At 69.9% G+C, this 11767-nt stretch carries 12 protein-coding genes; 7 read left to right on the top strand and 5 right to left on the bottom strand.

What is annotated here, in order from left to right; translation table 11 throughout:
* Window positions 1-6: 6 nt before the first annotated feature.
* Both ACFOWZ_RS18775 and ACFOWZ_RS18770 read left to right on the top strand, forming a co-directional pair.
* Window positions 7-1029: a M48 family metallopeptidase gene (locus tag ACFOWZ_RS18775; RefSeq protein ID WP_030472833.1), complete on the top strand. Its 1023-nt coding sequence runs from the start codon at window positions 7-9 to the stop codon at window positions 1027-1029.
* A gap of 15 nt (window positions 1030-1044) precedes the next feature.
* A complete protein-coding gene (locus ACFOWZ_RS18770) occupies window positions 1045-1824 on the top strand; it encodes a S1 family peptidase (protein WP_382374145.1) in 780 nt (259 codons plus the stop codon).
* Here ACFOWZ_RS18770 and ACFOWZ_RS18765 read toward each other — a convergent pair.
* Both ACFOWZ_RS18765 and ACFOWZ_RS18760 read right to left on the bottom strand, forming a co-directional pair.
* A complete protein-coding gene (locus tag ACFOWZ_RS18765; protein WP_382374143.1) occupies window positions 1776-3974 on the bottom strand; it encodes a tetratricopeptide repeat protein in 2199 nt (732 codons plus the stop codon). The two genes, ACFOWZ_RS18770 and ACFOWZ_RS18765, sit on opposite strands and share 49 nt — an antisense overlap.
* A 5-nt stretch (window positions 3975-3979) precedes the next feature.
* On the bottom strand, window positions 3980-4600 hold the full coding sequence (locus ACFOWZ_RS18760; RefSeq protein ID WP_382374141.1) for a TetR/AcrR family transcriptional regulator: 621 nt from the start codon (window positions 4598-4600) through the stop codon (window positions 3980-3982).
* A gap of 53 nt (window positions 4601-4653) precedes the next feature.
* On the opposite strand from ACFOWZ_RS18760, the gene ACFOWZ_RS18755 reads away from it, so the two are divergent.
* Both ACFOWZ_RS18755 and ACFOWZ_RS18750 read left to right on the top strand, forming a co-directional pair.
* The gene (locus ACFOWZ_RS18755; protein WP_382374139.1) at window positions 4654-5958 is read left to right on the top strand and encodes a serine hydrolase domain-containing protein; all 1305 of its coding nucleotides are present in this window, start codon (window positions 4654-4656) and stop codon (window positions 5956-5958) included.
* A gap of 5 nt (window positions 5959-5963) precedes the next feature.
* Window positions 5964-6722, top strand: a complete 759-nt coding sequence (locus ACFOWZ_RS18750) for a hypothetical protein (RefSeq protein WP_382374137.1) — start codon at window positions 5964-5966, stop codon at window positions 6720-6722.
* Window positions 6723-6727: 5 nt separating this feature from the next.
* Here ACFOWZ_RS18750 and ACFOWZ_RS18745 read toward each other — a convergent pair whose 3' ends face one another.
* Window positions 6728-7336, bottom strand: a complete 609-nt coding sequence (locus ACFOWZ_RS18745) for a LysE family translocator (protein ID WP_382374135.1) — start codon at window positions 7334-7336, stop codon at window positions 6728-6730.
* Window positions 7337-7484: 148 nt separating this feature from the next.
* Here ACFOWZ_RS18745 and ACFOWZ_RS18740 point away from each other — a divergent pair, with 148 nt between their 5' ends.
* Both ACFOWZ_RS18740 and ACFOWZ_RS18735 read left to right on the top strand, forming a co-directional pair.
* Complete coding sequence (locus ACFOWZ_RS18740) at window positions 7485-8219, top strand: serine protease (RefSeq protein ID WP_382374133.1); 735 nt, start codon at window positions 7485-7487, stop codon at window positions 8217-8219.
* Window positions 8220-8231: 12 nt separating this feature from the next.
* Entirely contained in the window at window positions 8232-8690 is a 459-nt protein-coding gene (locus ACFOWZ_RS18735) for a GNAT family N-acetyltransferase (RefSeq protein WP_382374131.1), read from the top strand.
* Here ACFOWZ_RS18735 and ACFOWZ_RS18730 read toward each other — a convergent pair.
* The gene (locus ACFOWZ_RS18730; RefSeq protein ID WP_382374129.1) at window positions 8644-9843 is read right to left on the bottom strand and encodes an 8-amino-7-oxononanoate synthase; all 1200 of its coding nucleotides are present in this window, start codon (window positions 9841-9843) and stop codon (window positions 8644-8646) included. The two genes, ACFOWZ_RS18735 and ACFOWZ_RS18730, sit on opposite strands and share 47 nt — an antisense overlap.
* A 37-nt stretch (window positions 9844-9880) precedes the next feature.
* Between ACFOWZ_RS18730 and ACFOWZ_RS18725 the strand changes: the two genes are divergently transcribed.
* Window positions 9881-10942, top strand: a complete 1062-nt coding sequence (locus tag ACFOWZ_RS18725; protein ID WP_382374127.1) for a hypothetical protein — start codon at window positions 9881-9883, stop codon at window positions 10940-10942.
* On the opposite strand, the gene ACFOWZ_RS18720 is transcribed toward ACFOWZ_RS18725, so the two are convergent.
* Complete coding sequence (locus ACFOWZ_RS18720; protein ID WP_382374125.1) at window positions 10926-11759, bottom strand: quinone oxidoreductase family protein; 834 nt, start codon at window positions 11757-11759, stop codon at window positions 10926-10928. The two genes, ACFOWZ_RS18725 and ACFOWZ_RS18720, sit on opposite strands and share 17 nt — an antisense overlap.
* Window positions 11760-11767: the final 8 nt, after the last annotated feature.

The following is an 11767-nucleotide window of genomic DNA, read 5'->3' as shown; positions in this document are numbered from 1 at the left end:
GATGACGTGACGGGGGATATTGAGCAGTCATCGCGCGTGCGCTTCCCAGGCATCAGCCCGCGCGCCTACGAGCATCCTGCCGACCGAGGCGCCCTCGCGGTGCTGAGGGCGGTGCCCGCGGTGGCACCGATCCTCAAGGCGGTCGCCGGAGCCTTCTCCGAGCGTGGTGAGCGCCTGCTCCAGGTGGCGTCCTCCGTGCGGGTCGGCCCGAAGCAGTACCCGCAGCTCGACCGCATCCGCAACGAGGTGGCGGCGACGTTCGACCTCGACGAGGTCCCGGACCTCTACGTCGAGCGCAGCGCGGGCGCCTACGCCTACACCTACGGCATCGACAAGCCGTTCATCGTGATCAGCACCGGCTCGGTCGACCTGCTCGACAACGAGTCGCTGCGCTTCGTGATCGGTCACGAGATGGGCCACGTGATGTCGGGCCACGCGCTCTACAACACGCTGCTGCGCCGGCTCATCGACCTCACGACGTCGTTCGCGTGGGTGCCCGCGGGCGCGATCGCCATGCGGGCGGTCATCGCGGCGCTGCGCGAGTGGCAGCGCAAGACCGAGCTGTCCTGCGACCGGGCGGGCCTGCTCGCCTGCCAGGACCCGCAGGCCGCGCTGCGCACGCACCTCGCGCTCGCGGGCGACCTCGGCGGTCAGGTCGACATCGCGTCGTTCCTCGCCCAGGCGAAGGAGTACGAGGAGGTCGAGGACATCCGCGACAGCCTCCTCAAACTCCTGCACACCGAGCACCGGTCGCACCCGCTGGTCGTGGTGCGGGCGGCGGAGCTGCAGCGCTGGTCGGCGACCGAGGAGTACCGCGAGATCCTGACCGGCACGTACCCGCGCCGCGAGGACGACAGGCCGACGAGCAACCTCACCGACGACGTGAAGTCCGCCGCCCGGTCGTACAAGGAGTCCATGAGCACCTCCGCCGACCCGCTGATCAAGACGATCAACGACATCGGCGAGAGCGTGATGGGCGCTGCGGGCAGGGTCTGGAGCAAGGTTGCTCCGAACGGAGCATCCGAGTAGCTACCATCTGGAGTCATGCGACGACTCCTGGTGCTGGTCCTCTCGGCGTTGATGGTTTCCGCGGGCACCGCTGCCGCCAGCGAGCAGGTCGTTGGCGGTGAGCGGGCCTCCATCGAGGCCAATCCGTGGGCGGTCTTCCTCACCGACGACCGCGGTGCCCAGTTCTGCGGCGGCACGATCGTCGCGCCGACGAAGGTGCTCACCGCGGCGCACTGCGCGGTGGGCCGCTCGCCGGCTGAACTGCGGGTCGTCGCCGGTCGCGAGGACAAGCTGGACCGCGCCACGGGCGTGTCGGTGGTGCCTGCGGACATCTGGATCCACAGGCAGTACATCGCCGCGGACGAGGGCGAGGACGTCGCGGTCCTGAGGCTGAAGAAGGCCCTGCCGTACACGCCGCTGCCCATCGCCGAACTGTCCGACCGGGTGCTCTACCAGCCCGGCACGCAGCTGCGCGCGCTCGGCTGGGGCCGCACCAGCGAGAACGGCAAGACGTCGCGCTACCTCATGCAGGCCACCGTGCCGGTGCTGCCGGACGCCTTCTGCGCCGAGACCTACCCGCAGTTCGTGAAGACCGACATGTTCTGCGCGGGCTACCAGGACGGCAAGATCGACACGTGCCAGGGCGACTCGGGCGGCCCGATCGTCGCGGAGGGCAAGCTCGTCGGCGTCACGTCGTGGGGCGAGGGCTGCGCGCGCAAGGACAAGCCCGGCGTGTACGTCCGGCTCTCCCGGTACGCGAAGGACCTTCATCCGATCGTGGACGCGGCGCCTGATCTGATCACGTCGGCCCGGTAGCGCAGCCCCGCGCTCTCCGCTCGTTCGATCGCCTGCTCGTACAACGCCCTGTCCTGCAGCAACGCGGCCTTGCCCGCCAACGCGCGCACCTCGATGATCCGGAACTCGGCGTCGACCGCCCGGCGCAGCACCTCGTCGAACTCGGCGACCGAGCGGTTCACCTCCGCGAGCACCAGGCAGGCGTCGACCTCGATGAACAGGTCGTCGTCGCCGGCCAGTTCGAGCGCGCGTTCTGCCTGGTCGCGTGCCTCCGAGGGACGTCCGGCCGCGATCAGCAGCTCGGCGTACTCGACCCGTGCGGACATCTCGATCGGCCGCAGCCCGTGCTCCTGCGACAGGCGGAGGGCCTCGCCGAACGCGGCCTCGGCGTCGGCGTGCCGGTGCTGGGCCGCGAGCACCACGCCGAGGTTGTTGAGGCCGTTCGCGAGGTCCTGCCAGTCGTCGATCTCCCTGGCCAGGCCGACCGACCGGCGCAGCGCGTCCTCGGCGGAGGAGAGTCTGCCGAGCTCCAGCTCGATCAGCCCGAGGTTGCCGAGACCGCCGATGAGCTGCAACGTCATGCCGTTCGGGCCGTAGATCTCGATCGCGGAGGCGAGGTGTTCGCCGGCGAGCCCGAGCTCGCCGATGTCGTGGTAGATCCCGGCGAGGATGTTCAGCGCCGTGGCCTCCTGGGCCCGCGAGCCGGCGGCGCGGTACTCGGCGATCGCGTGCTCGCTGTGCTCGATCGCGCTCCGGTGCTCGCCGAAGCGCCAGTCGAGGTACGCGAGGCAGACCCGCACCGCCGCCGCCCGCTGTCCCGTCTCGCCGCTGTCCAACGCGGCGCGCGCGATCGTGCGGAGGTCGGTGTACTGGCCGGTGAGCAGCAGGTATCCCCGCAGGGCCGCGACCAGTGCGGCGTCGGGGTGGTCCTCGGCGAGCGCCACGAGGTTCGGCCGTTCCGCCTCGAACCACGCCATCGCCTCGTCGCGGCCGGCGAACGGCACGGCGTCCGGTGTGGCCGGCAGCAGGCGGGTGAAGCCGACCTTCAGCTCCGCTTCGGCGCCGTCCGCGTGCTTCAGGTACCAGTCGAACACCGCACGCCTGTCGTCGTCTGTCGTCCGTGCGTGGGCGTACAGCCGTAGGAGGTCGTGCAGTTGGTAGCGGTCGTTGTTCTGTTGTACGAGGTTGGCGGCCACCAGCTCGTCGATCGCGTCTCCGGCCAGGCCGCGCGGGAGGTCGGGACCGGGCACCGCGCCGAGGAAGTCGAACGTCCGTTGCGCGCGTTGGGACAGCTTCCGGTACGAGAGGTCGAACGTCGCCTGCACGGCCGTGTCGTCGTCTGCGATCTCCAACGCTTCGAGCCGGTGCTCGCGCAGTTCCTCGACGTAGTCAGGGAGGTGGCGTCCAGCGAGGTTCGCCCCGGCGATCCGCAACGCCAGCGGCAGCCGCGCGCACAGCCCGATGAGCTCGCTCGTGTCCCCGTCGACGCGCATGCCCTTGAGCAGTTCACTCGCTTCGTCATCCTCCAGCACGCCGAGCCTGACCTGCGCGAACTGCGGCAGGTCCTGGCGGCTGGTGACCAGCGCTGCACAGCCGGGCGTGGCCGGCAGCAGGGGTGCGATCACGTCGGCCGTCGCGTTGTCGAGCACCACGAGCACCCGCCGGTTCTCCAGGAGCGCGCGGTAGTCGTCGTTCGGTCCGCCGCCGAGCGCCTTCACGAACCGCGCCAGCGCCTGCTCGACCGTCATCGACGGGCCGGTGGAGTAGCCGCGCAGGTTCACGTACAGCTGCCCGTCCGGGAACTCGGGCCGCAGCCGGTGCGCCTCCCTGATCGCGAGCACGGTCTTGCCGACACCGGGCAGCCCGGTGATCGCCCGCACCGGCGCGTCGATCAGCTCCAGCCTGGCGATCTCCTCCCTCCTGCCGACGAAGTCCGGCAGGTCGGCCGGGAGCTGGCACGGCGCGGGCGGCCGCGGCACGAGCCGGTAGCCGGTCGGTTCGGTGATCACCTGTTCGGTGGCGCGCAGCCTGCTGACCAACGTGCGCAACGCCGCGCGCGGGTGCTTCGGCGGTTCGTCCGGCCACACCTGCGCGGCCAGCACGTCGAACGGCACGGGCTCACCGGGACGTGCGGCCAGCGCGTCGCGCAGGGCCTGGAGCCGATCCGCCACCGTGGTTACGACCTGCCTTCGCCCAGTCCTGCGAGCACGCGCGCCAGCCCGTACTCGAACGTCTTGTCCCGCAACGCTTTCGACGTTACGCCGTGCAGCGACAGCTCGTCCTCGGACTGGCCACTGCGCGCCAGCAGCTGCACGTACGCCGCCTCGCTCACGGTCATCCCGACCACGTAGCCGAGGACTGTCTTCATCGCCAGATCGGCTTCGTCCTCGGGGAAACCGTCGTCGGTGAACAACGCCAGCAGCCGCGCCGACCGGTCCGACAGGTTCGGTCCCAGTTCGGCCAGACCGACCTGACCGAGCACCGACGCCACCCACGGGTGCCGCAACACCATGGCGCGCAGGCTTCGTGCGGCCTCGGCCACTGACGCCTGCCAGGGACCTTCGTAGGGAACCTCCATCTCGCCGTACACCTCGTCGACGACGAGTTCGATCAGCTCGTCCTTGTTCGCGACGTGCCGGTAGAGCGAGGTGGCCTTGGTGCCGATGCGCGCGGCGAGCGTGCGCATCGACAACGCCTCCAGACCTTCCGCGTCCAGCAGCTCCACGGCTCCGGCCACGATCTGCTCCAGGCTGAGCCCCGCTCGCGGCCGTTGCCGCGTCCACACCGAAGAAACCATGCGATCAATGTACGCACTTGCGTACGGCGGCGCGATCTGCGTACAGTGTTCGCATGACGCGAACGATGTACGCACAGAATCTGCTCGACACCCTCCGCGCGGAGCACGACGTTCCCGGCGCCACCCTCGCCGTGCTGGTCGACGGCGAGATCCACGAGTTCGCCAGCGGTGTCCTGAACACCGGAACGGGTGTCGAGGCGACCACCGACTCGGTCTTCCAGCTCGGCTCGGTCGCGAAGATCTACACGGCGACGTTGGTGATGTCGCTGGTCGACGACGGGCTGCTCGACCTCGACGCACGGGTCGTCGACGTGCTGCCGGACTTCCGGGTCGCCGACCCGGACGCGACGAGCAAGATCACCGTGCGGCAGCTGCTCAGCCACACCAGCGGCCTGAGCGGCGACTTCCAGCCCGACACCGGCCGCGGCGACGACTGCATCGAGAAGTACGTCGAGGCGTGCGTGAAGCTCGGCCAGGACGTGGCGCCCGGAGCGACCGTCTCCTACAGCGGCGCGGGATACGTCGTGCTCGGCCGGATCGTCGAGGTGCTCACCGGCACGACCTGGAACCAGGCGCTCGCCGACCGCGTGCTCACGCCCCTCGGCCTGACGCACACCATGACGTTGCCGGAGGAGGTGCTGCGGTTCCGCGCCGCGACCGGGCACTTCGGCGGTCAGCCAACGCCGGTGTGGGACATGATGCCGCGCGCCGCCGGGCCTGCCGCCGCCGTCTGCGCCAGCGCCGGTGACGTCGTGCGACTCGCCGAGGCACACCTCGACAACGCCGTGCTGAAGCCGGAAACCGTTGCCCTGATGCAGGAACGCCAGGTCGACGTGCCGGACAAGTGGACCGTGAGCGCGGACGGCTGGGGGCTGGGCTGGACGCTCTACGACTTCACCGGCACGCCCGGCATCGGCCACGACGGCGCCGCCACCGGCCAGTACACCTACCTCCGCGTGATCCCGGAGAAGGGCATCGCCATCGCGTTGCTGACCAACGGCGGCGGCGCGCGCCCGCTGTCGTCGGCGATCCTGCGCTCGCTGCTCGGGGAGTTCGGCGTCGAGATGCCACCGCCCTTCGCGCCGCCCGTCGAGCCACTGGACGTCGACATGACGCCCTACAACGGTGTCTACAAGCGCGAAGGCGTGGTCATCACGATCGACGGCCTCAAGGCGCGGTACGAGTTCGTCGACGACATGGCGATCTACCCGTCCATGGACATGGAGCTGGTTCCCGTGGCGCCCAACGTCTTCGCGGCCACCGGTGCCGGATCGTCGTTCCAGGACGACTTCATGCCGGTCGTGTTCGAAAACGGGTGCTGCTACATCGGAATGCGCGCCGCTCCCAAGATCAGCTGACTAGCGTGACGGCCGGGACGAACAGCCACCGCCAGGCCGAGATGGCCGACTGCACCGGAGCCGCGAACCAGCGGTGGGAGCGGGTCGACGTCGCGAACGGCCAGTTCTTCCTCCGCAACGTCGCCGACCGCTGGTGCCTCGACGGGCACTTCTCCCTGGTCACCGACCAGTGCGACGAGACGGAGAAGTACCACCGCTGGGGCCTCGAGTCCGACGCGTCCGGTGCGACGAAGCTGAAGCTCGGCGTGTCGTGGCCCGCGTACGCCGACACGTCGCTCTACGACGAGATTCCCGACCTCATGATCATCCCGGGGGAGCCGCAGGACAGCGACCACCAGCGGTGGATCGTGACCGAGGTCGGCACCGTGCCGCCGCTGCCCGACACCACCGGCGCCGCGGTGACGCTGGAGAACGCCCAGACGCCCGACTACTGCGTCAACGGCGGCGGCATGGGCACCTGTCCGGGTTCGGCGTTCCAGCGGGTCGAGCTCGGCGGCGGTGTCTTCCAGCTGCGGGCCGGGAACGCGTGCCTGCGTCCGGACCCCGCGACGAGGTTCCAGGTCGACCTGCTGGGGGACTGCTCTTCCACTGATCCGGGGCAGCTGTGGCGACTGGAGGGGCCGGACGTTTTCGGCGGTCGCATGATCCGCAACGTCGGCAAGGGCACGTACCTCTCGCCCATCGCGGAGGGACTGCAACTGTTCGAAAGGGAGACGTTCGGCAAGGCGCCGCTGTGGCAGAGGTGGGACCTCCACCTCGCCTGAGGCGACTAGACGACCAGCCCGACCGACATCGTGAGGAAGACGGCCGCGCACACCGCGTCCAGCGCGGTCGTCACGCCGGGCCGCTTGAGCCGGCCGGCCACCCGCGAGGCGGCCAGCACGATCATCAGCTCCCACACGGCGGCGAGTCCGAGGAACAGCACGGCCAGCATCGCGAGCTGCGGTGCCGGTTCACCCGATCCGATGAACTGCGGCAGGAACGCGAGCGAGAACAGGATCATCTTCGGGTTCGTGATGTTGGTCAGGAAGCCCTGCCGGAACGGCCGGTCGCTCATGACCTCCTCCGGCTCGCCGCCGGAGCGCTTCATGAGGCCCCGCGCGATGGAAATCGCCAGGTAGAGCAGGTAGGCGGCGCCGATCCAGCGCAACGCGGCGAGCACCATCGGGTACTGCGCGAGCACCACGCCGAGGCCCGAGATCACGAGTGCCACCTGGACCGCGGCGGCCGAGTGGATGCCCGCCAGCGCCAGCAGGCCGGCGCGGGTGCCGGAGCGCAACGACGTGCGCAGCAACAGGAACGCGTCAACACCGGGGGTCACGATGACGACCGCGCACGCGATGAGAAAGGCCGGAACCTGGCCGAAGTCGAACAACACCGTACATACCCCCGTGAGCTACACCACTGGCCGCAAAATCTTCGGCTCAACGGGACACTAACACGAGAATCTCCGGTTTTGACGGCGTCCTAGCGCTGTCGCTACGGTTGGTGACCGATCGTCCACCTGGCGCAACGAGGAGTGGTCCGTGAGGGGTAAGCGGCTTGCCGTGATCGTGGCGGTGATCGCGCTGGTCAGCGGTGCGTCGACGGCCGATGCGATCGTTGGAGGGACACCCGCGCGGGTGGCCGACACCCCGTGGGTTGTGGCGATCACCACCACGGACGGCCAGCTGATCTGCGGTGGCGCGCTGGTCGCACCGGACAAGGTCGTGACGGCAGCGCACTGCGCGACGATCAAGGGCGTGGTCGGCCGCAACCAGCGTCCCGCCGAGCAGTTGCGGGTGGTCGCCGGGCGCACGGACCTGCGGGCCACGGGAGAGGGGATCGAGGCGGCGGTCGCGAACGTGTGGCGGCACCCCGAGTACAAGGACGTCACGAAGGGCGACGACGTGGCGGTGCTGACGCTCGCCCGCTCGCTGCCGTACCGGACGATCGCGCTCGGTGAGGTCGGCGAGGACGGTGTCGTGCTCGGCTGGGGCCGCACCGCGGAGAGCTCCCCGCCCGCCATGACGTTGCGCAAGGTGACCGTGCCGATCCTGCCGGACGCGGAGTGCGTCGCGAAGGAACCGGACTACCGGCCGGGCGCGATGCTGTGCGCCGGACGCGGTGGCCGTGACGCGTGCGCCGGCGACTCGGGCGGGCCGCTCGTCGTGCGGGGCAGGCTCGCGGGCGTGGTGTCGTTCGGCCGCGGTTGTGCCCGTGCAGATGAACCTGGTGTCTACACCCGGCTCGCTCACTACCGATCGACGCTGGGCTTCTGATATCCACGGTTGGTGCGAACCACACCGTTTCCCGCCACCCTGCGCAGGCAGTGGGGACTCGACCTGAGCCCCGCCCAGCTGTACGCGATCCTGCGGCTGCGTCAGGACGTCTTCGTCGTCGAGCAGAACTCGATCTACTGCGACGTGGACGGCCGTGACCTCGAACAGGGAACACGGCACTTCTGGCTGGAAGCGGACGGATCACACGACCCGCTCGCGTACCTCAGGTTGCTCGAAGAACCCGACGGCACCTTCCGCATCGGACGCGTCGCCACCGCGCGCATGGCCCGTGGGCGAGGCTTCAGCCGTCGCCTGATGCACGCCGCACTGGTCGATGTGGGCAGCGCGCCGTGCGTGCTCGACGCGCAGACGTACGTCGTCGACTTCTACGCGTCGTTCGGCTTCGTCCCGGAAGGCGACGAGTTCATCGAGGACGGGATTCCACACCTGCGGATGCGGCGCATTCCCTGATCACGCGCACCGCGCGCTCGATGTCGGCCTCGGTCAGGTCGGCGCGCGCGGTGAGCCGCAGCCTGCTGATCTGGTCCGGTACCGACGGCGGGCGGAAGCACCCGACGACCACGCCGTTCGTGCGGCAGGCTTCGGCCCACCGGAACGCCTGCTCCGGGCCGGGCGCCCGCACGCTGACCACGGCCGCGGTGGGCGTGCTGACCTGGAAACCGGCCTCCTTCAGGCGGTTGCTCAGGTCGTGTGCCACCGTCAGCGCGCGCTCGGGGCGGTCCGGTTCCTCGCGCAGGATCTTGATCGCCGCGAGGGCCGCCGCGGCACTGCTCGGCGCGAGGCCCGTGTCGAAGATGAACGTGCGGGAGGTGTCGATCAGGTGCTTGATCACGCGGCTCGGGCCGAGCACCGCGCCGCCCTGCGCGCCGAGCGACTTGCTCAGTGTCAGCGTGGTGATCACGTCCGGCGCCTTGATGATGCCCGCCTCTGCCACGGCACCGCGGCCGCCGGGTCCGACGACACCGAGACCGTGCGCGTCGTCCACCACCAACGCGGCACCCGTCGCGCGACAGGCCTCATGCAGTTCGTTCAGCGGTGCGATGTCGCCGTCGACGCTGAAGACCGAGTCCGTGACCACGATCGCGCGCCGCTTGCCGCGGGTCTCCAGCGCGTGCCGGACCTTGCCGACGTCGCAGTGGTCCGCGACGACGACGTCCGCCTTGGACAGACGCGTGCCGTCGATCAACGACGCGTGGATGTGCTGGTCGGCCACGATCGCCGTGCCGGGACCCGTCAACGCCGTGACCGCGCCGAGGTTCGCCATGTAGCCGCTGCTGAACACCAGCGCGGACTGGGCGCCGCAGAAGTTCGCGAGCTCGTACTCCAGCTCGTTGTGCAGCTCCGTCGAACCCGTGACCAGGCGCGACCCCGTGGAGCCCGCACCCCACTTGAGCGTGGCGGCGGCAGCGGCACCGGCGACGCGCTTGTCCCTGGCGAGCCCGAGGTAGTCGTTGCTCGCGAGGTCGAGATCCGTCGAGCCCGCCGTGCGCGGCCGCACGCGACGGGTCAGACCGGCCTTGGCGCGCGCTTCAGAGCGGACGTCGATCCAGTCGAACGTCGACTCACCACCGCTGGAGATCGTCTCGGTTGTGCTCACGGTCACCGCCTGAGTCTCCCATCCGCCGACTAGCGTGCCGCTCGTGGACCTGTTCACCTTCACGCGTGCCGAACTCACCTCGCCGGTGCAGTTCGTCGACGGCCGCTGGGTGGTCTCGGCCTACGACGACGTGCGTGCCGTGCTGGCCGATCCGGTCACCTTCCTGCCCGACAACGCCCTGACCGCCGTGACTCCGGTGGTGCCCGCCGCGTTGCGCGCCCTGGTGAGGGCCCGCTTCTCGTTGCCGCCGACGCTCGCGAACAACGGCTCCGACTCGCACGCCGCCCTGCGTCGGCTGGTGGCGTCGTTCTTCACGCCGGTCCGCGTCGCCGCTGCGGAGCCTCGCATCCGGTCGCTGGTTTTGGAACGGCTGGGTGGCGCGGATCTCGTGCGGGACCTGGCGTGGGACCTGCCCGCGATCGTGCTGATGGAGCTGCTCGGGCTGGAGAACGTCGACATCCCCACGTTGAAGCGGTGGAGCTCCGGTTCGCTGGAGTTCTTCTGGGGCGACATCACCCGCGAACGGCAGCTGGAGCTGGTCGACGACGTCGGCGACTTCCACCAGTGGCTGATCAAGCGCTACCACGCGCGGGACGGCGAGTTCTTCTGCGCGCTGGCCGACGCCGGCGTGTCCGCCGAGGACTCCGCCGGCCTCTGCTACTTCTTGCTGATCGCGGGTCAGGAGACGACGACTCAGTTGTTGTCCACGGCGTTGCGCCGTTCGTTGCAGGACCGCGCGTTGTGGGCGCGCCTGGCCGAACCCGGCGTGGCTGAGTCGTTCGTGGAAGACGTCCTACGGACCGATACGCCTGTCGTGACGTGGCGGCGGCTGACCGCTCGTGAGGTCGTGTTGTCCGGTGTGCGCGTTCCTGCCGGTGCGGAACTCGTGTTGTTGTTGAGCGGTAAGGAAACCGATCCCCGGCATCTGGCGTTTGGCTACGGGCGCCACTTCTGCCTCGGTGCAGGCCTGGCTCGGCTGGAGGCCGCGGTGACGTTGCGGACCGTCGCTGAGCACGAGCCGTCGCTGCACCTGACCGGCGACGATCCGGAGTGGCTGAACCTGCTGTCGTTCCGGGCGCCGAAGTCGGTCACGGTCGCGCGATGAGCTTCCCGGTCGTCGTGCGCGCCTCCATCGCCCGGTGCGCCTCGGCGATCTCGTCGAGCCGGTAGACGTCGCCGAGCACGGGCTTGAGGTTGAGACCGAGCACTTCCTCGGGCGTGGTGTTCTGGGGCAGACCCATGACCGCGACGCCCTTGCGGAAGATGTCGCTCGCCGTCACGTCCAACGGCTCGCCGCTCGCGTACCCGAACACGACCATGCGCCCGACACCGTCCTTGAGCAGCTCGAACGCGCGCTTCCCGACCTCGCCGCCGATCGACTCGAACACGACGTCGACCGGCTCCAGGGCGTCCCAGTCGTAGCCGATGCCGCCCTTGCTGGACGCCGCGAGCACGGTCGCACCCGCGCGTTCGGCCAGCTGCACGAGCAGGGTGCCGACGCCGCCGTTCGCCGCCTCGACCAGCACGCGATCGCCGGGCTGGATCCGTGCCGCCTTGGTCGCCGCGACCGCGGTCGTGCCCTGCAGGAGCAGTGCGAGCGCCTCGTGGTCGCTCACCTCGTCGGGCAGTTCGACCGGGTGCTCGACGACGGCTTTCGTGGCGTACGCGCCGTCTCTCGGGACGCCCATGACCCGGCGGCCATCCCTTGTGGTGCCAACGACTTCCGAACCCAGGACCGCGGGGAAGCCCGGCCCCGGATACCAGGGGAAGAGCTCAGCGCCCTTGCCGCGGCGGATCACCGTCTCGCCGTAGTTGAGGCCGATCGCGGTGACGTCGACCAGCGTGTCGCCGACCGGATCCGGTACCTCCTCCACCTTCAGCACCTCGGGCCCGCCGAACTCGTGGAAACGCACTGCCTTCACGGCTTCCT

This window comes from Lentzea rhizosphaerae, from assembly GCF_042649515.1.
Taxonomy (GTDB): domain Bacteria; phylum Actinomycetota; class Actinomycetes; order Mycobacteriales; family Pseudonocardiaceae; genus Lentzea; species Lentzea aerocolonigenes.
Note: the sequence above shows the minus strand (reverse complement) of the source record. Positions and strands in the feature narration are given on the sequence as shown.